This window comes from Echinicola soli, from assembly GCF_006575665.1.
Taxonomy (GTDB): domain Bacteria; phylum Bacteroidota; class Bacteroidia; order Cytophagales; family Cyclobacteriaceae; genus Echinicola; species Echinicola soli.
In genome coordinates, this window is record NZ_CP041253.1 from 605,954 (window position 1) to 630,695 (window position 24,742).

Annotated in this window: 26 protein-coding genes; 7 read left to right on the forward strand and 19 right to left on the reverse strand. The window is 42.9% G+C overall.

The window, feature by feature from the left end; genetic code table 11:
* Positions 1 to 42: 42 nt before the first annotated feature.
* The gene (locus FKX85_RS02580; RefSeq protein ID WP_141613242.1) at positions 43 to 1,281 is read right to left on the reverse strand and encodes a sensor histidine kinase; all 1,239 of its coding nucleotides are present in this window, start codon (positions 1,279 to 1,281) and stop codon (positions 43 to 45) included.
* Positions 1,282 to 1,439: 158 nt separating this feature from the next.
* Between FKX85_RS02580 and FKX85_RS02585 the strand changes: the two genes are divergently transcribed.
* On the forward strand, positions 1,440 to 1,910 hold the full coding sequence (locus FKX85_RS02585) for a Dps family protein (RefSeq protein WP_141613243.1): 471 nt from the start codon (positions 1,440 to 1,442) through the stop codon (positions 1,908 to 1,910).
* Between the two features lie 98 nt (positions 1,911 to 2,008).
* Here the strand turns inward: FKX85_RS02585 and FKX85_RS02590 are convergent, their stop codons facing one another.
* From FKX85_RS02590 to FKX85_RS02630, 9 genes are all read right to left on the reverse strand, one after another.
* The gene (locus FKX85_RS02590) at positions 2,009 to 3,319 is read right to left on the reverse strand and encodes an ABC transporter permease (protein WP_141613244.1); all 1,311 of its coding nucleotides are present in this window, start codon (positions 3,317 to 3,319) and stop codon (positions 2,009 to 2,011) included.
* A complete protein-coding gene (locus FKX85_RS02595) occupies positions 3,316 to 4,215 on the reverse strand; it encodes an ABC transporter ATP-binding protein (RefSeq protein WP_141613245.1) in 900 nt (299 codons plus the stop codon). The genes FKX85_RS02590 and FKX85_RS02595 overlap by 4 nt, the downstream gene beginning before the upstream one ends.
* 75 nt (positions 4,216 to 4,290) lie before the next feature.
* Positions 4,291 to 5,145 carry a hypothetical protein gene (locus tag FKX85_RS02600; protein WP_229239742.1) on the reverse strand — a complete coding sequence of 285 codons (855 nt, stop codon included), beginning with the start codon at positions 5,143 to 5,145 and terminating at the stop codon, positions 4,291 to 4,293.
* A gap of 132 nt (positions 5,146 to 5,277) precedes the next feature.
* Positions 5,278 to 6,390: a molecular chaperone DnaJ gene (gene dnaJ / locus FKX85_RS02605; RefSeq protein WP_141613246.1), complete on the reverse strand. Its 1,113-nt coding sequence runs from the start codon at positions 6,388 to 6,390 to the stop codon at positions 5,278 to 5,280.
* Between the two features lie 6 nt (positions 6,391 to 6,396).
* Positions 6,397 to 7,017, reverse strand: coding sequence for a nucleotide exchange factor GrpE (locus FKX85_RS02610; RefSeq protein WP_141613247.1), 621 nt, complete (start codon positions 7,015 to 7,017; stop codon positions 6,397 to 6,399).
* Positions 7,018 to 7,092: 75 nt separating this feature from the next.
* Positions 7,093 to 8,085, reverse strand: coding sequence for a GTPase ObgE (gene obgE / locus FKX85_RS02615; protein WP_141613248.1), 993 nt, complete (start codon positions 8,083 to 8,085; stop codon positions 7,093 to 7,095).
* A gap of 91 nt (positions 8,086 to 8,176) precedes the next feature.
* A complete protein-coding gene (locus tag FKX85_RS02620; RefSeq protein WP_141613249.1) occupies positions 8,177 to 8,749 on the reverse strand; it encodes an adenylate kinase in 573 nt (190 codons plus the stop codon).
* A 42-nt stretch (positions 8,750 to 8,791) separates the two neighbouring features.
* The gene (hpt, locus tag FKX85_RS02625; RefSeq protein WP_141613250.1) at positions 8,792 to 9,319 is read right to left on the reverse strand and encodes a hypoxanthine phosphoribosyltransferase; all 528 of its coding nucleotides are present in this window, start codon (positions 9,317 to 9,319) and stop codon (positions 8,792 to 8,794) included.
* 87 nt (positions 9,320 to 9,406) lie between these two features.
* The gene (locus FKX85_RS02630) at positions 9,407 to 10,324 is read right to left on the reverse strand and encodes a M20/M25/M40 family metallo-hydrolase (protein ID WP_141613251.1); all 918 of its coding nucleotides are present in this window, start codon (positions 10,322 to 10,324) and stop codon (positions 9,407 to 9,409) included.
* Positions 10,325 to 10,495: 171 nt separating this feature from the next.
* Here FKX85_RS02630 and FKX85_RS02635 point away from each other — a divergent pair, with 171 nt between their 5' ends.
* The 4 genes from FKX85_RS02635 to FKX85_RS02650 all read left to right on the forward strand — a co-directional run bounded on the left by FKX85_RS02635 (position 10,496) and on the right by FKX85_RS02650 (position 13,884).
* Entirely contained in the window at positions 10,496 to 11,767 is a 1,272-nt protein-coding gene (locus FKX85_RS02635) for an OmpA family protein (RefSeq protein WP_141613252.1), read from the forward strand.
* A 69-nt stretch (positions 11,768 to 11,836) separates the two neighbouring features.
* Entirely contained in the window at positions 11,837 to 12,484 is a 648-nt protein-coding gene (upp, locus tag FKX85_RS02640; RefSeq protein WP_141613253.1) for a uracil phosphoribosyltransferase, read from the forward strand.
* A gap of 6 nt (positions 12,485 to 12,490) precedes the next feature.
* Complete coding sequence (locus FKX85_RS02645) at positions 12,491 to 13,420, forward strand: calcium/sodium antiporter (RefSeq protein WP_141613254.1); 930 nt, start codon at positions 12,491 to 12,493, stop codon at positions 13,418 to 13,420.
* Between the two features lie 5 nt (positions 13,421 to 13,425).
* A complete protein-coding gene (locus FKX85_RS02650; protein ID WP_141613255.1) occupies positions 13,426 to 13,884 on the forward strand; it encodes a hypothetical protein in 459 nt (152 codons plus the stop codon).
* On the opposite strand, the gene sdaAA is transcribed toward FKX85_RS02650, so the two are convergent.
* The 5 genes from sdaAA to FKX85_RS02675 form a co-directional block, all read right to left on the reverse strand.
* Complete coding sequence (gene sdaAA / locus FKX85_RS02655) at positions 13,873 to 14,781, reverse strand: L-serine ammonia-lyase, iron-sulfur-dependent, subunit alpha (RefSeq protein WP_141613256.1); 909 nt, start codon at positions 14,779 to 14,781, stop codon at positions 13,873 to 13,875. The two genes, FKX85_RS02650 and sdaAA, sit on opposite strands and share 12 nt — an antisense overlap.
* A gap of 467 nt (positions 14,782 to 15,248) precedes the next feature.
* On the reverse strand, positions 15,249 to 16,208 hold the full coding sequence (locus tag FKX85_RS02660) for an FKBP-type peptidyl-prolyl cis-trans isomerase (protein WP_141613257.1): 960 nt from the start codon (positions 16,206 to 16,208) through the stop codon (positions 15,249 to 15,251).
* Between the two features lie 19 nt (positions 16,209 to 16,227).
* Positions 16,228 to 17,613: a porin family protein gene (locus FKX85_RS02665; protein ID WP_141613258.1), complete on the reverse strand. Its 1,386-nt coding sequence runs from the start codon at positions 17,611 to 17,613 to the stop codon at positions 16,228 to 16,230.
* On the reverse strand, positions 17,591 to 18,139 hold the full coding sequence (locus FKX85_RS02670) for an RNA polymerase sigma factor (protein ID WP_141613259.1): 549 nt from the start codon (positions 18,137 to 18,139) through the stop codon (positions 17,591 to 17,593). The genes FKX85_RS02665 and FKX85_RS02670 overlap by 23 nt, the downstream gene beginning before the upstream one ends.
* Before the next feature lie 153 nt (positions 18,140 to 18,292).
* On the reverse strand, positions 18,293 to 18,697 hold the full coding sequence (locus FKX85_RS02675; protein ID WP_141613260.1) for an OsmC family protein: 405 nt from the start codon (positions 18,695 to 18,697) through the stop codon (positions 18,293 to 18,295).
* Positions 18,698 to 18,765: 68 nt separating this feature from the next.
* Here FKX85_RS02675 and FKX85_RS02680 point away from each other — a divergent pair, with 68 nt between their 5' ends.
* Positions 18,766 to 19,497, forward strand: coding sequence for a hypothetical protein (locus FKX85_RS02680; RefSeq protein WP_141613261.1), 732 nt, complete (start codon positions 18,766 to 18,768; stop codon positions 19,495 to 19,497).
* Positions 19,498 to 19,556: 59 nt separating this feature from the next.
* Positions 19,557 to 20,435, forward strand: coding sequence for a lipoyl synthase (lipA, locus tag FKX85_RS02685; RefSeq protein WP_141613262.1), 879 nt, complete (start codon positions 19,557 to 19,559; stop codon positions 20,433 to 20,435).
* Between the two features lie 101 nt (positions 20,436 to 20,536).
* Here lipA and FKX85_RS02690 read toward each other — a convergent pair whose 3' ends face one another.
* The 4 genes from FKX85_RS02690 to FKX85_RS21845 all read right to left on the reverse strand — a co-directional run bounded on the left by FKX85_RS02690 (position 20,537) and on the right by FKX85_RS21845 (position 24,681).
* Complete coding sequence (locus FKX85_RS02690; protein ID WP_141613263.1) at positions 20,537 to 22,549, reverse strand: transglutaminase-like domain-containing protein; 2,013 nt, start codon at positions 22,547 to 22,549, stop codon at positions 20,537 to 20,539.
* Between the two features lie 19 nt (positions 22,550 to 22,568).
* Entirely contained in the window at positions 22,569 to 22,904 is a 336-nt protein-coding gene (locus FKX85_RS02695) for an SdpI family protein (protein WP_141613264.1), read from the reverse strand.
* A gap of 384 nt (positions 22,905 to 23,288) precedes the next feature.
* Entirely contained in the window at positions 23,289 to 24,212 is a 924-nt protein-coding gene (locus FKX85_RS02700; RefSeq protein WP_168196204.1) for a sporulation-delaying protein SdpB family protein, read from the reverse strand.
* A complete protein-coding gene (locus tag FKX85_RS21845) occupies positions 24,196 to 24,681 on the reverse strand; it encodes an SdpA family antimicrobial peptide system protein (RefSeq protein ID WP_394345007.1) in 486 nt (161 codons plus the stop codon). Before FKX85_RS21845 ends, FKX85_RS02700 begins: the two co-directional genes overlap by 17 nt.
* Positions 24,682 to 24,742 lie beyond the last annotated feature (61 nt).

Consider the following 24,742-nt stretch of genomic DNA (forward strand, 5'->3'; position numbering starts at 1 on the left):
GCGCTCAGCACATTATCCTTTACCATCTGCAGGACAGACCAATCAGTCAATAAAAGGGTCACGATCCACTTTAAACTCTGAAGAGCTTTCATTGGCCCCCCTCAGGACTATTCGAAATGTGGCACCCTTTCCTGGCTCGGATTGATGGACAAAAATTCTTCCTCGGTGATAGCCTTCTATGATCCGCTTGGCGAGTGTCAGCCCCAAGCCCCAACCGCGTTGTCTGGTAGTGAAACCGGGATTAAAAACACGCTTAAACATACTCTTATCAATACCTTTACCCGTATCCGCTATATCCACATGGACAAACTGCTCACTTTCCTTTACGATATTGATTGCAATTTGCCCCTGGCCCTTCATGGCATCTACTGCATTCTTGCAGATATTTTCCACCACCCATTCAAAAAGTGACCTGTTCATCATCGCATCCACATCTTCGGCGTGACTACTCAGCTCAATGCTTACTTTACTGGATATCCTTGGCCTCAGGTAACTCACTGCCTCTTCGATTACGGAATAGACATTTTCCTGTTTGATTACCGGCGCACTGCCAATATTACTAAATCGTTCGGTAACCATTCGCAGCTTGGATACATCCTTATCCAGCTCTACGATCACTTCTTTGTTTTCATCCCAGACCGGAGAATTTTTCAAATAATCGATCCAAGCCATTAGGGAAGCTATTGGCGTTCCTAGTTGATGGGCAGTTTCTTTGGTCAGCCCTGCCCATACGCGGTTTTGCTCAGCAATTTTGGATTGGTTAAACACCGCAAAGGCCAGCACACCGAAAACCAAAATAACCGAAAGCTGCACATAAGGGTAGTACTTAAGCCGTGTCAATAACTCAGAATTGGTGTAATAAAGATATTGATTATCCAGAATCTGAATAGGCTCATAGTCCATCTTCATCCTTAGCACTTCTGCCCGGAGTTTCTCCTCGATATCAGCTTCTGTAGCATCCTTCTTAAAGGCAATATTCCTGTATTCACCTGATGGTTTACCAAAAGCATCCGCCACGATAACTGGGATGTTATGGTTTTCCTGGATAATCCCCTGATGGATAAAAGTAAGGTTATCGGAATTATTGGCTACATACTCCATGGCATTGGCATAGAGTGTTATTTGCTTTTTTTCCCGCTCCTTCAGCTCACTGACCAGCGTGTTGGTATAATAAATGGAACCTATGCTAATGACCAGAGAAGCTATAAAGATGATCCATTTTACCTTGCCCCTGTTTTGATATAAATCCAGCGTGGCCAGATCTTGAAATTTATTCCTCATTAATTTTTTTCACTGTTCCGATTAGTGGTAGTCCTTTTTATTATAACTGTCTAGGCTATATAGATATTATCTATTGCGAATAGTAATTATCAGTTTGACTACCATCCAAGATACCTGTAAATTCGAATAATTATTTAAATAAACAAAACATCTACACAATGGCAACTAACGAAATTGGATTAAAAGTAAAAGATAGCAAAGTACTATCTGCCAAACTCAATAAACTGCTGGCGAACTACGAAATCTATTACCAAAACCTAAGGAACTTTCACTGGAATGTCTCTGGCCCCAACTTCTTCGAACTACACGCCAAATTCGAAGAACTGTACAATGAAGCCAATGAAGCCATTGACGAAACAGCCGAAAGGATTCTTACGCTGGGCGAAAGGCCTTTGAGCTCATTTGCAGAGTACATCGAAGAAGCAGCCATCAAGGAAGCCAAAAAAGTAACCGATCCTAAAAGCATGGTGGAAAGTGTCAGGGACAACCTTAACACGCTGCTGACACTGGAACGAGAAACATTGGAAATTGCCAGTTCTCAAGGAGATGAGGGCACCGTCACCCTGATGAGCGATTATATCACATCAAAGGAAAAAGTGGTCTGGATGCTTTCCGCTTACCTCAGATAAAAAAAAGCTGCCGATTTCATGGCAGCTTTTTCTATTTTGTCAAATATAATCTTTGTTCTTTCTTCTTGACTCTTGACTTTAATCTTGATACTTATTATTCAGTTATTCTGCTTTATCCACTTCCAAAGCATCTTGTAATTCACTTTGGTACCATGTACCAAAATACCTATCCGATAGATCTTAGCAGCCACCCAAGTGGTGAACAAGAACCCTAGGATAAGCAGTACCATGGACACTGCCAAGTCAAAAAATGGAATCCCAAAACTTGCACGCCCCACCATCGAAATCGGAGATGTGAACGGAATCACAGACAACCAAAAGCTCACCTTGCTTTCCGGATCATCAAGCACAAATATAAACAACCCAAAATAACTCGCTATCAGCGGAATGGTCACAGGAAACATAAACTGCTGGGCATCACCAGGTGAGTCTACTGCCGCACCAATTGCTGCGAAAAAAGCCCCGTACAGCAAGTATCCCCCAAGAAAATAAAACAGAAATGTAAGCACCAGCTCCACAAAGTCTATTCCTTGGATCACCTGAAACACTTGAGCCATTTCACTGGACTGTATCATCGTTTGAGCAGCTCCAGGATTGGCCATTTCCAGTGCTTGCTGCTGGGGCATCTGCATCCCAAAATACCCCATCACCACCATAGACACCGTAGAGATCAGCACTATCCAAATCAGAAATTGGGTCAACCCTACTGCCCCTATCCCGATGATCTTCCCCAGCATCAGTTGAAAGGGTTTTATGGATGAGACAAGTATTTCGATAATCCTACTGGACTTCTCTTCTATGACCCCTTGCATGATCTGAGTCCCATAAACAAAGATGAAGGTATAAATCAAAATCCCCAGAAAAAATCCGAGACCGTAGTTCACTCCTGCATTGGCCACTTTCTCATTGCCTCCTTCCTCCAAGGTAATGGAACTGATAGAAACCGGTGTTTTGATGTTTCTGATCACATTAGGGTCGATACCAAGTTCATATAGCCTTATTTCACCTATCCTGTTGCTCAACTTCTCTTCCAAGTCTCCTACCAAACCGACACTGGGTGTTTTTTTGGAATAGAAGCGAATACCCGCCGGTGAATTCACATCTACCTTAGGGATATACAAAAAGCCAAAACGATCGCCATCTTGGACGAGCTGCTTGGCTTCTTCTTGCGGAAGCGATGAATAAGAAAAAGCGTATTCTCCATTACTTTCTATAAAAAATCGGTCGCTTTCATCAACCACCTCTATGATCTTTAAGGCATCTCCTCCTTCATCACTAAGTGAAATCCATAAAAACACCCCAAGTATCGCCGGGAAAATCAGCGGGGTTATTAGCGTAGCGAGTAAAAACGATTTCTTTCTGACTCTAGCCAAATATTCCCGTTTGATCACCAAAAAGACCTTACTCATTGCTCATTTTCCTTTACTTTTTGAATAAAAATTTCCTCAATCGTAGGAATCCGCTCCTCGAAGCCTACGACTTCTCCATACCCCATCATCTCCCTTAGCAGGTCGTTTGGTGAGGCACTTTCCAACTTGACATCAAATGACGTTATTCCGTATTCGATTTTACTGTTAAAGCACCTGTCTGGCAGATTGACGTCAATTCCCTGAAACTTCACCTTAAATACATTTGAACGGGATTGGTCTTTTATCTGTGAAAGAGGGCCATCCAACACTTTATGGGATTTATTGATCATGGCGATATGATCACATAACAGCTCTACGGACTCCATCCGGTGTGTACTCAGCATCACCGTGGTTCCCTTTTCCTTTAAGGTTAACATCTCGTTTTTGATGATTTCCGCATTGACCGGATCAAAACCAGAAAAAGGCTCATCCAAAATCAAAATCTCTGGATCATGGATTACGGTGGCGATGAACTGCACTTTTTGGGCCATACCTTTAGACAGGTCTTCTATCTTCTTTTCGGACCAAGCCTGAATGTCCAACTTCTTCAGCCAGCCACCTACTTTGGTTCTTGCCTCATGTCCACTCAGCCCTTTTAATCGGGCAAAATAAATGAGCTGGTCTCTCACTTTCATTCTTTTATATAGACCGCGTTCTTCTGGCAGATAACCGATGTTTTTGATATGCCTGGGACTTAATGGTTCCCCTTTTAGGTATACCGAACCACTGTCTCCATCGATAATTTGGTTAATAATGCGAATCAGGGTGGTCTTTCCGGCTCCATTTGGCCCCAAAAGGCCAAAAACACCTCCTTCAGGCACTACTAGATCCACATCGGTAAGTGCAGCATGGTCGCCATACCGCTTATTTAACCCATCTATTTTAAGAATTTCCAAACTTGCATGATTTAAACCCCAAGAAATTATTAACAACAAAAATAAGGGCTAATCCCTAATCCCCAAGGCATTCTGCTACTTTAAGACCAGAGACCCGACAGACACATCAATTTCAAAAGTAATCAGGTTTTTAGCATCTTCTTGGTAGCCCTTGCTGGCATATACTTTATCACTGAGCTCTTTGAGGTAGCTAGGGAGTTCTTTTCGGCACATGGCCGTAGAGTTTATTTTTACCAAATATGGGTATTGGGGGGCTGGGAGTAAAATGTATACGGCACCTGCTCCTACAGTAGTTGCAATATGGCAGGGCTTATCCCCTTCAAAATGCTCCTCAAAGTTAAGGTTGACCTTCCCATAGTTCACTTCAAAAATCATATTCCGGGCATTGGCATGAGTCATATTTACACCATCCACGGTACCCATGTTTACCTTTACCAACATGGTGTCCATTTCAGTCAGGTTTCCTGCTTCCTTCATATAATTAAGGGACACATCTGCCGTAGCGGTGGTGATTTTACACCGCTTGACCTTCAAATTACTCAGGTCGACATTGGCCTGGCCGATGCCAAAGTGCAGGTCAAGTAAATAAGCATATTTATCACTGAGCCCCACTTCCCAGGTATGATCAAAGTCCCCTTCACTCGTAGCAAAAAGTTTTGAAGAGAGGCTTTTCCCAAAACTCTCCTGCTCCACATCCGAATGGTTAAGGTCGGCAGTCAGTACTCGATCCTTGATAGTATAAGCAAAATCGGGAAGGATGTTCACCTTGGAAAGATGGGAATGGATCATGACAGGATCATTGATGTACATCTTATTGACATCTGCCACACCCTTATAGGACGAGAAATTTAGCTGCACCAAATCAAACCCGTTTTTCTCCTCCACCACAAATTCCTTTACGATTTGGGCCACCGCTACTTCCTGGAGCATTGACGTAAAGAAGATGATTAAGCACAATCTATTCAACATACGAATAACCTACGGAACGATGGTGAAAAGGTTGGCTTAGTCATAAAAAAAGCCGGATTTTTTTTCCGGCTTGTGGTATTGCTAAACTGTATTTTAAAAGAACTCTTTCATTTTATCAAAGAATGTCTTCTCATATTTCCCCGGTGCAGGGATAAAATTCTCTGATTCCCTCAATGATTCTAACTTTTCTTTTTCTTCTTTGGTCAGTTGCTGAGGCGTCCATACGTTTACGTGGATCAGTTCATCACCCCGGCCAAAGCCATTGAGGTCTTTGATGCCCTTACCTTTTAGGCGCAGGATCTTTCCACTTTGCGTACCGGGATCCAATTTGATCTTCACCTTGCTTTCGATGGTAGGTACTTCTATGTGTGCCCCCAATGCAGCATCCACAAAGTTCACATAAAGATCATACACCACATTATTGCCATCACGTTGGAGAATATCATGCTCTATTTCTTCGATCACGATAAGTAAATCTCCGGCTACTCCGCCAGGAATTTCATTTCCTTTACCGGACATGCTGAGCTGCATTCCATCGGCCACACCTGATGGAATATTGATCGGAATAACTTCCTCCTTCAGGATCAACCCTCTTGCATCGGCGTGATCTGGCTTCTTATCGATGATCTGACCAGTACCTCCACAATTGGGGCAAGCACTTGCCGACACCATTTGGCCCAGCATGGTATTGACTACCTTTTTGACCTGGCCAGCACCTTGACAGGTCGAGCAGGTCTTAAAAGACACGCCGTCCGCTACTATATGGCGCTTGACTTTGATCTTTTTCTCTACGCCATTGGCGACTTCTTTTAGATTGACTTTCAGCTTCACACGGAGGTTGGTACCTTTTCGCATACGACGACCGCCTCCACGACCTCCACCAAAGAAGGACTCAAAACCGCCGCCGCCGCCGAAGATGTCTCCAAACTGCGAGAAGATATCGTCCATGTTCATACCGCCGCCACCAAAGCCGGCATTACCACTTACGCCTTGATGGCCAAACTGGTCGTAACGCTGCTTTTTCTCGGGGTTACTGAGCACTTCGTAAGCTTCAGCTGCCTCTTTGAATTTTTCTTCGGCTTCTTCGTTTCCGGGGTTTTTGTCGGGATGATACTTCAAGGCCATCTTACGATAGGCCTTTTTGATTTCATCTGCACCGGCTCCTTTGGAAAGCCCTAATACTTCATAATAGTCTCTCTTTGCCATAATATCTTAAGATCCAATGACTACCTTGGCAAACCTTACTACTTTGTCACCAAGCTTATAGCCTTTTTCCACCACATCTATTACTTTACCCTTCATATCTTCTGAGGGGGCAGGAATCTGGGTAATGGCCTCTTGGGTATCAGCGTCAAATTCTTTACCGATCAAATCTTCCATGGCCGTCAACCCCTTTGCCTCCAACAGCTTCAGCAGCTTATTGTAGATCAATAAACTACCTTCCAGCGTCTTGCTATCTCCAGTTTCTTTTTCCTCAGCTTTTATCGCTCTTTCAAAATCATCCACCACAGGGATCAAATCTTTCAACACATCCTCAGAAGCTGTCTTGATCAATTCCAGACGCTCCTTGGAAGTCCGCCTCCTGTAATTTTCAAACTCTGAATAAAGCCTTAAATATTTTTCCTTCAATTCCTGACTTTCCGCTTTAAGTTGCTCTTCGACTGACAATTCTTCAGCAGGCTGTTCTTCTGCACCTTGCTCTGCAGGCTGTTCTTCACTCCTTGCAGTACCTTCTTCGTTTTTCACTTCTTGGTTTTGTGCGTCTACTTGCTCTTCTGCGGCTAATTTTTCCTTATTCATATCTCCTTTTGAATAACTATCTTGCTCTAACATATGATATAGATTTCACTCATACTCCTGATCGGTCATCAATTAGTTTGCCACTTTGCCTACCATGACAAACTGACATTATCCAACGATTGCTGCATAGACCGTGTCTTTCAGCTTGTCAAGGTTATATTGGCTTACAGATGAAATAAAGAGACTTGGAACTCCTTCAGGAAGGTCCGCTTTCATTTCTTCCATCAATTCCTCATCCAGCATATCTGCTTTGGAAACTGCCAAGATCCTTCTTTTGTCCAATAACTCTGGATTATATTCCTTCAGTTCATTAAGAAGAATAGTATATTGCTCTTTTATGCTATCTGCATCTGCGGGCACCAGGAATAACAAAATGGAATTTCGCTCTATATGCCTGAGAAATCTCAGCCCAAGCCCTCTGCCATCAGAGGCACCCTCAATTATCCCTGGGATGTCAGCCATCACAAAAGACCTGTCATCGCGGTAACTCACCACACCAAGATTTGGCACCAGGGTCGTAAAAGGATAATCTCCGATTTCCGGCTTGGCTGCAGATATGGTCGAAAGCAAGGTGGACTTACCGGCATTTGGAAATCCTACCAGCCCCACATCTGCCAACAGCTTAAGTTCAAGAATGATCCATTCTTCGATTCCCTCTTCCCCTGGCTGGGCGTAATGGGGAGCCTGGTTAGTGGAAGTTTTAAAGTGGTCGTTACCTAGACCACCCCTGCCGCCTTTTGTCAAAACCACCTCTTCCCCATCTGCAGTGATCTCAAACCGCACTTCTTGGGTTTCAGCATCCTTGGCCACCGTACCTAGCGGCACCTCTAACACGACATCTTCTCCGTCCTTTCCACTCCTTCGGCCACCTTCTCCGCCTTTGCCATTTTGGGCGATGATGTGCTTCCTATATTTAAGGTGCAACAAGGTCCAAAGCTGTGAATTTCCCCTGAGGATAATATGGCCTCCCCTGCCTCCATCACCTCCATCAGGGCCACCTTTGGGAACGTGCTTCTCTCTCCTGAAGTGGGCAGCACCAGCTCCTCCCGCCCCAGACCTGGAGCAAAACTTCACATAATCTATAAAATTCGAATCTGCCACTTTTCTATTGCTTATTCCTCTGAAATAAAAGAGGCTAAGAAAAACTCTTAGCCAATATTAAATTTTCACAAAGGTACGATTATTTTCGGTTTTAATACTGATCGATTACCGCACAGATCTTATCAAAAATTTCGTCGATCCCCCCAACACCATGAATGGTGGAAAGCTTCCCTTGCTTTTCATAATAGGAAGCTACTGGCAGAGTTTCTTCTTTATACACTTTTATCCTTGTATTGATCTTCTCCTCATCCTGATCATCTACCCTTCCTGAAGTTTTTCCCCTGTGACGGATTCGCTCTTTCAATTCCTCCTCCGGTACTTCCAGGGCAATCATACCAGCAATACTCAGGTCCTTTTCCTCAAGCAACTTATCCAATGCCTCTGCCTGGGCCACCGTACGGGGAAAACCATCCAAAATAAAACCTTTGGCTCCTACTGTAGTTTTAATTTTATCATCCACCATGCCAATCACCACTTCATCAGGTACTAACCGGCCCTCATCCATATATTTTCTGGCCAGCTTGCCCAACTCAGTCCCTTCACCTAGATGCTTTCTGAACAAATCCCCCGTAGAAATGTGCTCCAATTCATATTTTGCAATGAGCTTTTCACTTTGCGTCCCCTTACCGGCGCCCGGAGGGCCAAATAATACGATGTTTAGCATGATTTATAGTTTGGTTAATACAGTGTTTTAGGGAATCCCCCGTCACGTTAGTTGATATATTTCTCTTAGGTTACGGCCATAGCCATCGTAATCCAATCCATAGCCGACCACAAATTTATTTGGAATCTCAAACCCCACATAGTCCACTTCAACATCTGTCGCCAAAGCTTCTGGCTTCAGCAATAGACTAACGACAGATATACTAGCTGGTGACTTTTCCTTGAGCAGCTCAATCAGATACTCCATGCTTCTACCTGTATCCACGATATCCTCCACGATGATAATATGCCTATTACCCACCTCCTCCTTTAAGCCTACCAATTCCCGAACATTTCCGGTTGACTGCATGGCTTCATATGAAGCAATCTTTATAAAAGATACTTCCAGCGGAACCGACATCTCTTTCATGAGGTCTGACAGGAACATGAATGCGCCATTCAGAATGCCCAAAACGAGGGGGTGTTTACCATCATAATCCTCAGACAGAGCCCTTCCCAGTGCCTTCACTCTCACGTCCAGCTGTTCCTCTGACAGGTACGGCTCAAACTCCTTGTCTTTTACCTTTAGCATATTACAATAAAAAAGCCCCGACTCCAGGGCGCTACAAATATAGAAAATTTTCGTTTGTGCTTCCTAATTTGAAAGCCAAAGACTTACCTACAGGCGAGCCATCAGGTATTTGTACAATTGAATCATCGCTTCCAGGTCTTTTAGCGATACTTTTTCATACGGTGTATGGACATTATCCTCTGCAGCTCCAATAAAACACCAATCCACCAAAAAGGGGCTCATTTGAACCTCACGGCCATCACTTCCTCCGGCACCCTCTACTTCCAGTTGGTAGGGAATACCACTTTCTTCTGCCAAACGGACTATTTTGTCCGTAAATACTTTCCTTGGGATAAATTGATCCCTGAGCGATATGGCTACCCCCTCATGGTGGCGGACACCTTCGGTCACCCAGGTGATATCTGATATTAAGGCCTGCTTCACTCCCCACTGTTCATTCACATACTTCATCAGGAAAGGGACACTTCCCCCTCCATGCTCCTCATACGTGGAAAACACGACCACCCCATCTTCCAAATCCTCACACAAGCGTAGGGCATTATAGACCCCCAGTCGATTATCCAGATAAGCTGCCTGGATAAATCCATCCTCCATGGAGATATTTTGTTCATATGATAGATTAGTACCGGGGACTATTCCCCTTGGGAAATCATGGGTAACATCTCCATCTTGGATCTTCACTTTACAGGCAATAGGCCCCCTGGCATCCTCTCCTACCAGCGCGTCACCATCCTGCACATCTGGACCACCTATAGGCACTAATTGATTCTCATACCTGCTGGTAAAGCCGATTGTATCCATATGTGCAAAAACCACCGTACGTGGATTCCCAAATTTTAAGATAATGTTATCATGAAATCTTTCTCCAAAAAGAACCTCCGGCATAACCTTCCAGTCACTTCTCCGTTTATGTACATAATCAACTATAAAAGCAGAAAAGGCATGTTCATCTCCAGAAACTCCTCTTTTTTCGAGGATTTCAATCAGAAAATCAAGGTTTGGCATAGTTTATGAATGATTAGTTCTGCAAATTTGGGATAATTTCTCCTAAAACAAATAGTAAAAAATTTATAGTTATTGAATAAAAAATTTACATTTGCATTACAGTTATTAGTTACTAAGTTTGGATTTAAATTAATTAAACACTTAATTTTGAAAAAAAATTTTTTTTAAATCATGAAAAAATTATTACTATCAACATTAATGGCTGGCGCGTTAGCAGTTGGAGCTAACGCCCAAGATGACTTCAACAAGTGGTCAATCGATGTTAATGGTGGGTTCAATAAACCAATGGCACCAATGTCGCCAGGTTATTATTCTCCCTCCTTGAATCTCGGACATGCTGACGTAGGCGTTAGATACATGTTCAACGAGAAATTCGGTGCGAAAGTGGATTATGGTTTTGGTAAATACCAGAACGCAGATGAAACGCCATCTTTCGAAACAAATTATTACAGAGTTAACCTACAGGGTGTTGCTAACCTTGCTAGAGTTTTCAATTTCGAAACTTGGACAAACACAGTAGGTCTATTGACTCACTTCGGTGCCGGTTTCGGAAGAGTAACTCCTCAAGAAAACCAATGGGCTGACTTCAAAGACGACACTTACAACTTCATCTTTGGTTTCACTCCACAAGTTAGACTTGGCAACAGAGTATCCCTTAACGGTGACATCAGCATGCTGGTAGCGGGTCGTCAAAACGTAGCTTTTGATGGACACACTTCTATCACTCCTGCTGATCCTGGTTACTATGGTGCTAACGCTGTTTCTTGGACCGGTACGTTGGGACTTTCATTCTACCTAGGCGGTAACGATGTTCACGCTGACTGGTATGTGAGAGAATCTCAGTACGCCACCAAGGACGAGCTGGAAAGCCAAATCGGTGAAATTAAGGATATGCTGAAAGACTCTGATGGTGACGGTGTACCTGATTACCTGGACAAAGAGCCTAACACTCCTGCTGGTGCAAGAGTAGACTCTCACGGTAGAACACTTGATTCTGACGGTGACGGTATCCCTGATCACTCTGATGACTGCGCTTTCGTTCCAGGTCCTGCATCTAACAACGGATGCCCAGTAGAAGAAGTTGATGAAACTGACTTCTTCAAGAAAGCGATCAACGAAGGTTATGTAAACGTTTACTATGCATTCGACAGTGCTAAGCCACTAGGTTACTCTTCTTCTTCAGTTAATTATGTATCTAACTTCTTGAAGAGAAATCCAGGTGTAAATGTAGCTATCAAGGGTTATGCTGATGAAATCGGTCCTGATGACTACAACATGAAATTATCTGAGAAAAGAGCTAAAGCAGTTTACGACCTGCTAGTAGCTGCTGGTATTGACTCATCCAGAATCTCCTATAAAGGATATGGTGAAGACACTAGCGTAGATAAGCAGTCTGCAGATGCTCGTCAGCTTGCAAGAAGAGCTTCTTTCGAGGTTCAATAAAAAAAGCTTAAAGCAATATTTAAAACCGGCCTTTTCAGGTCGGTTTTTTTTTGTTTATTTTTGAGCCATATGTTTGTACTCACCGACCAAAACTCCATCGCCAACCATTATCTGGAAGGCCTAAGGGACATCTCCCAGCAGAGCGACCGCCTAAAATTCCGTAGAAACATGGAAAGATTGGGAGAAATATTAGCATACGAACTCTCTAAATCATTAGAATACAACACCCACACGATCACCACACCATTGGCAGACACGCCGTCCAATAGGCTCAAGGCTTCTCCTGTGATCATTGCCATCCTTAGAGCGGCTATCCCATTTTATAATGGCGTACTGAACTATTTTGACCAAGCAGACAGCGGCTTTATCGGTGCATTCAGAAAGGAAGAAACACCTGGTAGTGAAGTAGAAATAGACTTCAGCTATCTGGCGGCTCCAAAAATCGAAGGAAAAGAGATTATCTTAGTAGACCCCATGCTAGCGACAGGAAAATCGCTGGTCACCAGTGTCCAACAGCTTTTGAAAAATGGAACCCCAAAAAACATTCACATTGCAGCAGCCATTGCAGCACCTGAAGGCCTGGAATACCTGAAATCCCACCTCGGCATTCCCTATCAATTATGGTTAGGGGCCGTGGATGAAAAACTCAACGAAAAGGCCTACATTGTCCCTGGACTAGGAGACGCTGGTGATTTATCTTTTGGACCAAAACGCTAACGAATTTTGATTTACACATTGATTATTATTGGCTTCCTCATCCTATTGGCAGGAGGAAAAGCACTGGTAGACGGTGCCTCAGCGATAGCTGCTAAACTTGGTATGAGCCCTGGACTAATTGGCATGACGATAGTGGCATTTGGCACTTCTGCACCTGAATTGCTGGTCAGTGTCACGGCAGCATTGAAAGGCACAAGTGACATTGCAGTAGGCAACGTGGTAGGTTCTAACCTTTCTAATATCTCCTTGGTCCTTGGGATCTCGGCATTGATTTACCCTATACGACTCAATTTTCAAATACTTAAATTTGATTATTCCTTTACGTTATTTGCCACAATACTATTTTACTTATTGGCACTGAACAATTGGATATCCTTATGGGATGGCATTATACTTTTTGCTATATTAATTATTATCAATTGGTTTTACTTCAAAAAATCCAATCAAATCCCAGAGGAATTTTCGACGGAAGAAGCTGATAAGGCCAAAAGTGAACCGCTCGTAAAATCCATCGGTTATATCCTTGTAGGGATTTTGGGGCTGTATTTTGGAGCTGAATTACTGGTCAATAATGCCGTGACCCTGGCGCAGGAATACGGCATCAGCGAGCGTATCATTGGCGTGACCATCATCGCCGTTGGAACCAGTTTGCCGGAATTGGCAACTTCAGTAATCGCTGCACGAAAAAAAGAAACAGATATTGCCTTAGGAAATATATTGGGCAGCAATATGCAGAACATTCTTTCCATAATTGGTGTTACTGCTATTATAAAGCCGATTGAAGTAAGTGACCTATTTCTATCAACGGATTTTCTGTGGATGATTGGTTTTACGGTTTTACTGTTCCCTATCATGCGAACAGGCTATAAAATCAGCCGATTTGAAGGTGGTGTTTTACTGGCTGTTTACGGATTGTACTTAATATTCCTCCTGTGAGCCAAATGCTTGAATATATTCTCCAATTCCTGGCTATTTACGCCGTCTGCCTTTTCAAATTCATCGGAGGGCCTTTACTTGGCAATGCTGCCAACTACAGCATCTTGGAAATTATCTTGGTTACGGTATCTGGCATGATGACCAGTGTGGTCGTATTCACCTTTTTAGGAGAGTGGATCAAAACGAACTGGACGATCAAAATTCGAAAGAATAAAAAGAAATTCTCCCCGAAAACACGCAAGATCATTCAAGTTTGGCAAAAATTTGGAGCAGCAGGTGTAGCAGCCATTACCCCTTTAGTGCTGACTCCCATAGGAGGAACGATTCTTCTGACTTCCTTTGGAGTGCGGAGAAGGAAGATTTTCTCATACATGCTGCTAAGCGCGATCTGTTGGTCTTTTATCCTTGGAATGTCCATCAACCAACTCATGAAAATCCCCTTTTTAAAGCAATTAATCGGGTGATTCTTCATCAGGGAGCATTTCGATATCCTGAATCAGCACTTTCTTCGCAATTCCTTTGCCCGTCAGGGTAGCAGCCAATCCACCTAAAGCAGTCTCTTTATACTTGCTCTCCATGCTGGAACCTATCTCCCCCATGGCTTCTACACATTCATCCACTGGAATAACACCACTCACATCTGCCAGGGCGATTTGTGCAGAGCTATTGGCAATGGCCGCAGCACTGGCATTTCTCACCACACAAGGTATCTCCACAAGCCCGGCAACCGGATCACAAACCAATCCCAGCATACACTGGATCGTAATGGCCACTGCATTAAAAACCTGATCCGTATTACCGCCCAAACAATAGACCATCGCTCCGGATGCCATGGCAGCTGCAGAGCCTGTCTCCGCCTGACAACCTCCTACGGCCCCGGCCAAACTGGCGTTCTGCTCGATGATCAAAGCAACCCCGGCACCGATCAAAAGTCCCTCCAGGACCTTTTCATCGTCCAAGCCATGGATCTCCTGTAAGGTGTACAGCGTACCCGGTAAAATACCCGATGCACCCGCCGTAGGTGCTGCCACCACCCTTCCCATACAACTGTTCACTTCTTTGGCAGCCAATGCCCTCGAAATCAGCCGTTGGAATTCAGGGGACAATACCGATAGTGGATGATTGTATACTTTCTTTGCGCCGTTGTTGATCATACCTGACCGCGAAACCATTTCCTCCTTGAGGCCTGTTTCCACTGCATCCTTCATGACTTTATAGGCACTGAGCAGTCCATCCCATATTTCTTTCTCGGATTTCCCCCTCTGCTCCTTTTCATATTCCATTACTGGGGCGTAAAGCGGGACTTCTTTCTCTTCACAGTAAGCTTTCCAGCCACTAAAAGTCTCAAATAGGTAACTCATTTCCTCAGGGTTTATATTCTACTGTCAAATTTCCACATTGCTCTGTACAAAACAAATTCCAATGATTAATTCTTTCTGAACGCCTTACCAAATACGAAATTCTCCAATCATAACACCCTTTTTAATCCCAAAAGGATATCCATCGTGAGACGTGCCCCAAATAGCATTTATTTGACGATAAGCATCCCATAGCAATCAAATGGAACCAAGCAATATTTCTGGGAAACGAGAAATTTCTAGGTGGCTATGGTAAGCATATTTATCTTTGATTTAGCTATAGGAATGCGTGCTCCGGTATAAAAAAATCAGTGCAAACATTATTAATCTGCACCATCTGCGAGCTATCGAAACCAACCCTAATCCCCCAAACTTTTTCACTTGACCCATCAAATGTCAAATGAGCACAAAAAAAGCCTCCTACTTGAAGAAGCAGGAGGCCTAAATCCTATTTGGGTAATAAGCATCTATCAATTGATGCTTTTGATCTCTGCGGTGAACAATACTGGCGTAAAGGGTCTCAGAATGACAGAAAGAAAGCCTTTTTCATAATAGTCCTCCCGAATAGCATCAGGAAGCACCTGTGCGGTATTGCCAAATGCCGATGCCGATGGTGAAATGATCTCCACTTCTGCTCCTTTATGCAAATCCTTAAATCCTATGTTGAGAAATTGGTAGTTATCCTCGTCGCCTAGCTTGGTGGTCACGGTATTGTCTGTAACCTTTGAGAAAGGGTCCTCTTCGCCCAGCGCAAACATCTCGAACGTAAAGCCTAGAGTATTGCCATTTTTGCTGGCTTCGGAATTTTCATCTCCAGCATCTACCACTCTCACATATACACCATCTTCCACCTTCTCAAAACCTTCCAGGTTCTCTTGTGCGATATATTCCTGGATCATATTGTCTTCGATAGCAGCCACTTCTTGGGGCGCAAATATCTTCTCAAAGTGTACCGTAATTTTCATATGGGAATACTGTGGAAATAACTGACCATAACTGTAATCCGAATACGCCAGATAAGACGGCACATAAAGCACCAATGTCTCTCCTAGCTCTGCCAATGACACTGACGAGTTTACAGCTATAGGTGCCAAAGTTTGCTGTCCTACATCATACTTAAACTTAATAGGTGCACCATCCTCTTCGGTATGACTATCGATAAATGACCCATCCAAGGTTTCCATCTCATAGTAAATACCTATGATGTCGTCGTCATTAAATTTCTGTCCATCTTCCACATCCTCTTCCCTTGTATAATAATAACCTGCTGAAGACTGCTCGGCATCAATTCCATTTTGGCTAATATAGTTAGCCAACTCCTGATTTTCGCGCTTCACCTGCTTTTGGTACTCTGTTTCTTTGTCCTGAAGACAAGAGGACATCAGTGCCGCTAAGGACACTACGAATGCGGTTGTTAAAACTCTTTTCATGTGTTGGTTAGTTTAATTATTATTTTTTGAACTGAAAATTCATTCTCAAATTCACCCCTCCAATTGAAAACTGCTGATTGGTAAAAGTTAGGTTACCAAGGGGCAGTTTATAATACGGCTCTATGGAAAGGAAGGTGCCATTGCTAAGGTTATATTCATATCCAAAGGATAAATTCAGCATTTTCCCAAGATCCACATTTGACTGCTCACTATTAGGAGTGTATTCCTGTGAGTATTCTTGTATAGACTCACTAAATTGTAACGCCCCCGTAAAGTCCTCGGTAAACTTGGATGCCACAGCAAAGGTCTCCACTCCTTTTTGATCAAAATAAATCATGCTGGAGAGCCCTGTAATCAAGAACACATTGGCCTTGGATTTATCCATTACTTTGTATTTAATGTTTATGGGGATGTCCAGGCCATAATAGCTCATGGTATATTCAGACCCCAAATAATCATTGGTAACAGCATATGATGCTTCATTAGGCGCTGCACTGCTCACAGCACGCATTTGCATGGATTCAGGAAGCTTGTTCAATGTCTCCGGTTCAAACTGCTGATGGGCATAATTCACCCCTACATCCAGCTTTATCCTATCACTGATTGAAAACTCCGAAACTACCCCTGCCCCCAGTTGCATGCCGGATGTAGCATTAGAGGCCGTCTGTGGCCCCGCCTGTACACCCAATCTGACAAGGCTTTCATTACCTTGATCATTCTTGATAATCGTATTGGTATTTTTAGTGGTCTTCCCATTATTATCTCCTTCTTTCCACTCATCCACCCAGCTTTGCGCTACTTGCTCATCCATATAGGTACTTCTTGGCTGACCAGCCGGACGAGTATTGGCTACTGATTTATCAATTTTCGCCTGAGACTCCCTATCCAAACGTGATGCAGCCCCAGCTATCGGATCAGGAGAATGCATAAGGAGCGGATCATAGGTATCGAAATCAGGCTCACGCGACAGGGCAATTGGTGCAGAAGTCATCCTTTGGACACCTTTATTGATATCGCTTCTTTCTTCAGAATTCTCCAAAGATGTTTTAGGGACTGATGCCAGTGCCGGTTTCTTCATTTCTTCCACTTGTCCTTTAGTAGAGTCCTCGATGGGTTTCAGTATCTCATCCAGCTTCTTGCTCTTTTTGGCAATACTGCCTTTCAGATCAGTCACCCCTTTTTCGATCTCTTTTTCATATGGATAGAAGACAAACAGTAGTGTCATCGACGCAGCAATGGCAGACATAATAAATGGCCATAACACCAACTTTTTACGCTTGGTCGGTTTGTTGAAATAGACTTGGGAAAATTTTTCCCACTCTACCTGATCAAAGCTCTCTTCATGGTGGTCGAAGGAGTTCTTGATCTTCTCCACAAGCCGTTTATCGAACTGCTCCTTCATCATTTATTCGGTTTAACTCTGTTATTTTATCTCTTAATCGCTGCTTGGCACGTGCCAGGTATGTCCTGCTCGTACTGGCAGGTATATCCAAAGATTCTCCAATCTCATTGTGATTATATCCCTCAATTTCATACATGTTAAAGATGATTCGCATCACCTCTGGCAAATCCCGAAGGGCTCCGAGGATGTCCTCTTTTGATAGCTCATCGATTATGGAAGCATCGTAGGTTTTTGCCGACGCTTTTTCGATTTCCATCACCGCATAGTGCTTGACATTCTTTCGGTAATAGTCTATTGAAGTATTGATCACTATCCTTCGAAACCATGCCTTAAAAGAGCTGTTTTCCGAATACTGCTGTATCCGATCAAACGCTTTCATAAAGCTGTCGTTCACGATTTCACATGCTTCTTCCCGGCTATTGGAATACCTCAGCGAAATGCTCATAGCATACCCGTAAAAATGCTTATAAAGCATTTCCAGGGCTTTGGGCTTACCATCTTTGGCTTCTTGAATGAGGTATTGGTCCAATCGACTGGATTTTATATGCTATGTTTACTTACAAGACGACAGCTAATCAAAAAATGCTACAACCTTTAAAAAAATATTTTAACACTCATTTTTTACCACCGTTACAGATATACATTAAGGCGATTAAATATCTCCGCCGTAATACGTAAATTATTAAAAATTAAAGTTGACCGTTTGCTTCACCTCCTCAGAAAGGCTTAAAGCCACAGGACAGGTTTTTGCAGCATTTTTTAACTTCTGTAGAAGTTTCTGATCATCCAATGGATTCTCCCATGAAAAGTCAATAATGATTTCTTTGATTTTTCTGGGGTTGCTATCCATTACCTTGGTAACTTCCCAGGTCAAGCCCTCAAGATCTTCTCCTTCCCGCTGCGCCACAATCCCCATAATGGTCACCATACAGCTTCCCAGGGCAGATGCCACCAGGTCAGTAGGAGAAAATGCTTCCCCCTTACCATTGTTATCCACCGGAGCGTCAGTGATGATTTCCCTGCCAGATTGCAAATGCCGGGAGCTAGTTCGTAGATTTTCGAGGTAGGTGCTTTTAATAGTAGGCATAAACCTTTATTTTTATTTGAAGTTATCTAACATATAAAGCAAAATTAGCGTATAATTCCTTAGAACATATGACAAAAGGAACAAAATATCTTATCCTCCTACTGCTACTGGCCGCACCGCACTTTTTAATGGGCCAAGGTAGAGAAGCCGGAGACTATGATTATGACAAAGAAGTCTTATTCGGTATTAACAAAAACACCAATGGGGGGCTGATCGGAGGATTATACCTAAAAATAGGATCCAGGATTACCGAGAATAACTTTCAGTTTTTTTCCCTGGAAATGGCCAATGTAAAAAACCCAAAAGAAGCACGCTACAGCACCACCCTCGGTAATAGCTTTATTTATGGAAAATCAAACTACCTCTATAGCATCAGGCCCCAATATGGGCGCGAATTGATCCTCTTTAAAAAAGCCCCTCAAAAAGGGGTGCAAGTATCCGTACTCTCTGCCATCGGACCAAGTTTGGGCATCGTCGCACCCTATTACATTGAATATTATGTATCGAGCAACCAAACCGTTCGTGAGCAATACAACCCTGAAAGACACCCTTCACTTTCCTATTTCTTAGGACCGGGACACTTATTTGAAGGATTGGGAGAATCAGAGTTAGCGATCGGAGCAAATGTAAAAGCAGCCCTGTCCTTTGAATTTGGGGTTTTTAAATCTAATGTTACCGGATTGGAACTAGGATATGAACTGGAAGGTTTTACTAAAGAGATTCCCCTGATGCCCACTACAGAAAACCGGCAAATATTCCAGTCGGCTTACTTCACGCTCTTCTACGGCTTCAGGAAATAAACCATTAATTGGTTTTGCTGTAACAAAACCTTAATTTTGCGACAAGTTAAGATAGTGAGATGATAGAACTACCCGTAATATCCGAAGAATCCAAAAAGCGTAAAAAACCCAACTGGCTAAGAGTAAAGCTCCCAGTGGGAAAAGAATACGCAAAGGTCAGGAAATTAGTCGACGAACATAAACTCCATACGATATGTGAAAGTGGTAACTGCCCCAATATGGGCGAATGCTGGGGTGCCGGCACGGCCACTTTTATGATACTTGGCAATGTATGTACACGATCCTGCTCGTTCTGCGCAGTAGCCACCGGGAGACCGCCAGAGTATGACACCGATGAACCCAGACGCGTGGCAGAGGCCATTAAGCTCATGGGTGTCAAGCACGCCGTGCTTACTTCTGTAAACAGGGATGAGCTGAAAGACCGCGGCGCTGAAATATGGTACCAAACCGTCATAGAAACCAAAAAGCTTTCCCCAGAAACGACCATTGAAACGCTTATTCCAGATGTAAAGTCCAGCTGGGATGCCCTGTATCGCATGATTGATGGAGGTCAGGAAGTGGTTTCCCATAACATGGAAACAGTCGAAAGCCTTTACAGAAGAGTACGGCCACAAGCCAAATACTGGAGATCTCTTGAACAGATCAAGCTTACCAAGGAATATGGCAAAAGGACCAAAACCGGCATCATGCTCGGCCTTGGCGAAACCAAAGAGCAGGTATACAAAGCCATGGATGATCTTGCCGAACACGGATGTGACATCCTGACACTGGGCCAATACTTACAGCCCACCAAGATGCACATCGAAGTAGCAGAATTTATCCATCCGGATCTCTTCGACCACTACAGGGAAGAAGGACTGAAAAGAGGATTGAAATATGTAGAGTCAGGACCGTTGGTGAGATCGTCTTATCATGCGGAAAGGCATGTGAATGTGTAGGATATTGACTTACTTACTGGATAATTCAAATAAAAGGATTATTTGGAGCCGATCCATAAGGCTGGAAAACATGAACTGGGCAAGACCTCAACGCTAGTACACTACCACCAAACCTGCTTCCCGTTTTCATAAGTAAATATCCGCTCCTCCTTTCCCTCATCTAGGCAACGGAGCAGGTATATCCCTCCAGACACTGGAGAAGTATAGGTTAATTGGTTGGATTTCGCTTCCTGAACACCAAGGGATACCCACCTTTTATCCCAGTAAAACAACTCGTATTTCAGCCCGGACCAAACATCGTTCTTGTCCGTTCTTGGACAAAAAGACAGCTCGCTCAGCTTCTTTTTGCTTCTCATATCCAGCCCGTACCACTGTTTTTTGCCCCATATTGACAATTCAAAGGGTGTTAATACATCCCCATCAAATACATTTTTTACGGACTCTTCCCCTTCCAACAGATTATTGGTGATAATCTTTCCTGAAAGTCTTTGACCACATTCATCATACAGTCCCATTTCAGCCATTTGACCATTGATCCCGCCAAAAAACAAATACCTAACATACTGATACTCTTCTTCTATCCTCAATGGTATACGATGAGTCACTAAATTCACAGGATCATTAATTACATGAATATCTTTTGCATCACTAAAGTCTGCTTTATTGGCAACTTGAAACTTCCCATTTATCCCTGATAACCTTTTAAATATATTCGTCTTAAAATATTTTCTATGGAGAATCATTTCCTTCCCTTTATTTTCATGTATAACTTTCTTCACTTTTCCATCAGAATTTAAAATGAAAGGATCGTATGCCGCAAAAAACTGTCCCCTAGAAAAGTACATGGGCAGATAAACAATATTCACTCCCATATCTTTAAAGACAACTTTGCCATCTTCTATTAAAGAGATGGCCACAGGACGCCACCTACGATTGTCAAATACGCATAAATAAGCATAGTACTCCCTTTCGGGCACATCATACAAAACCAGCTTTACATCACTCACTGGAAGGTACTCTTTTGTAACATCACGGATCAACTGTCTAAAATAGGGATAAACGCTGTTGATATCGCGCTCCTTCTTTCCCAGGACGGTACCAGTATCGGCATATACATATCGATACACTTTGGGTATGTAATAGCCAATTTCTTCCTTAATATCCAACACACGCCCTACTGCTTCATGACCAAGATCCATAGAGGTAACACTACCGTCTTTCCCAATAACACCAATAAAATCGTGGCCTAAGCTCCGATTACCATAAAATGGCACTTGCTCATGAACAGCCGGCACTCCAAGTGCCCTCAAAACGGCCACTCCAAACTGAGTTTGTTGACGGCAATTTCCAATTCTGCCATCAAGCAGATTTTTAATAGTTGGGTCTATGGGCCAATCATCCAGCTTAACACTGTATATCCAATCTCTTCCTGCTTCCAAATTAATAATTTTTGCTACCTCTATCGGATCGGTAATCCCAATGGATTTTAAGGAATCGATCAATGGAGTGTAAGCTTCCCACAACCTCTTCCGCCAAGCTGTTGATCTTCCGTTGCCAATCCGGTATGGTAAAATATATTCACAAAATTCGCTAAAAGACTGCTTTCTGTGCCAAGGTAAGCAATAGGCCTTAAATGCATATTCAAGGTTATCAATCAAATACTCTGAAGTGATATGTTTGAGATCAGGCTTTCTGGATACCAACCCTGTTTTTCCTGACACTGCTTGGGATATAACTTTATCATATTCACATTCTACATTCGAAAGATTATCTGAATGATTCGTATTAGATTTAAAGCCCTCTGACTCCCGAAAAGCCCCTATTTCAGAGAAAAAAGTATCCCTCAGCGCTGAATCGGGGCTGTCCAAAGTATATTTACCGTGCATATTATCCAGTAAAAAGTTCAGTGCACGGAGCTTTAAGCTGTCTTTCGGTAATGCATAGTGCATAAGTGCTCGCTCCAGCTCAAGTCTATTATGACCAGCTTGTTCAAGAGCCCAGGATAGATTCTCCTCCTTCTTCGGTTTAAACCAAAGGTTTACGCTTAATAAGTGTAAAAATACAGGTATCGTCAATCCAATTCCCACCAATAAAACCGTAACCCATCTTCTCATATACTCACAAGCTTATACCTTATCCCCCCTCTCTTTTCAGTACTCTTTCAGTCTTATAAATACCCCAGAAAAGTACAACTATCCATAGTGCAAGGAATCCTGCAAGGGCGATATAGGGCCCAAAAACCATGTAAAGGACTACTTGTACCACTGGAAGTAACCGCGTATAATTAAAGACCAATCGCGAATAGTACCCATTGGCCAAAAGCCAGTTTTTCTCGGAGATCATGGATCGCCGGGTACGGTAGCCCATATTGCCGTTGATTTTCTTAGGGTAGTATTTTTTGTATAGATAGGACAAAAACATAACCGATATAGCTATGACAATGTTTACGATTATCGGTGCAATTTCCATGATGTTATTATTATAATGAGTTGACTCTTATTTTCGCAAACTTTTACGGATCCAAAAAGACCCTATGCTGCCATTTTATCTATTGTTCAACTTCTTTTCCGTCATATAAATCACCCCCAACAGCATCAACAACTATATTCCCAGCATACCTAAAAGTGCTTCCATCGATCCAAATACAAAATATAAAGCTACCTGTATCACCGGAAGCATCAATGAACCCTTAAACATCATTTCTGAAGAATACTTGTTGGCCAGAAGCCAGCTTTTTTTTTGCAGAAGCCATGGATTTTTTGGTTCGGTACCCTATAGCAGAGTTTATCTCTTTAGGGTAGCATCTTTTATAAAGATATGAAATGGAAATAAACAGGCTCACAAAAACTACATTCAAGACAGTCGGGACAATATCCATGTTTTTAGAGATTTATTTTCCAGAAATATATAAGCACTGCTATAGTTTGACAAATACAACACCAATGCGGCACACATCACTAAGTAAAAGGAAACCAATCCATGTACTAGTACAATAGCCAAATGAAAACCTATTCCAAGCACCAGAAATATTTTTCGCCGTGGGTCTTTTGGTGAAAGAAACAAACAGGCAAATAATAGAAATTCTAATACTATTGTTCCCCAACTAATTGTAGTTACAATATAAGGGAGGGATGTGGTCCTTACCACTATAGGCTTAAGCCATTCGGCTGCTCCGTGGTAGTGATGGGTAAACCAGTAGTAGACAGCCGTTCCATCCAACCATTCCTTCACCCCAGTCTTTCCCACAGCTGCATGGAGATAAATAATGGAAACTTGTACCCTAATAAGCATGACAAAGGACCAAGCAATCGTATTTTGTAAAATCGGCGGATTAGTCTCCTGTTTCGGAGACTTCCAATGCCACTTCCTATTGTCCAACAGCGTGAGTGGTACAATCATAAGTGTCAGGACGGAGTTGGCATGGTCTCCTCCATCAATCACCTTACATGCGGAGAAAAAACTGAACGCGACATACCAATGGAGTATTCCAGTATAACGGGGATAAATACCGATGATCACCGTGATAAGACTAATTATCGCCAATAGTTTAGCAATGACAAGGTGATCGACCAGAAGATTAAAAAGACTCATGCCTACCAATGGAGAAACAGGGGCTTCTACCACCTGAATGGTTTGAGGAAATAGTACATCCGGGCTGTTGGCCAAAAGAGTAATCAAGGTACTCGAAGCCAATAACGTCCTTCCAATCCCATACACGGTGTTGACTGGATTGATTTGGATAAGATTGTAAAAGGAAATTTCAATTCGTGGATTCACGTACTGGTTCAATATAAATTTTACAGATTTCAAAGGGCATTTTAATTTTATCATAGGATTTACTCCACGCCCATGGAACCGGAGCTTGCCTGATCAGTAAATACTCACCGGATAATCGCGGATGTTTGAACGAATCTGATACAAAAACCCTATCATCAGGGACACATTCCTTCCATGCTTTGGATGGACAGGAAACCCACATGGAGTCAGGAACCTGAAGATACAACGATCCCAATTCTATATTTTGCCTTCGTGTACTTCGTGAAAGCCCAAACAGGTACCGAGGTTCCGCACCACTATCATTGATAAGATTAAGCTTATCACCAGTCCTTTTATACAAAAGCGTATATGGTTCCCTAGGATCCCTGGTAAAAAAACCCCATCCCTGCGGAATAACTGTATAGACCAGTTTGGATTCTCTATAATCCAGTGTTAGCGGATTAAACCCAGTAGACGATAAAAAAGCCATGTAACTAATCACTCCAATGATCACGGGCGGAATCAGAAGTAAACCTCTTTTTTTGATATCA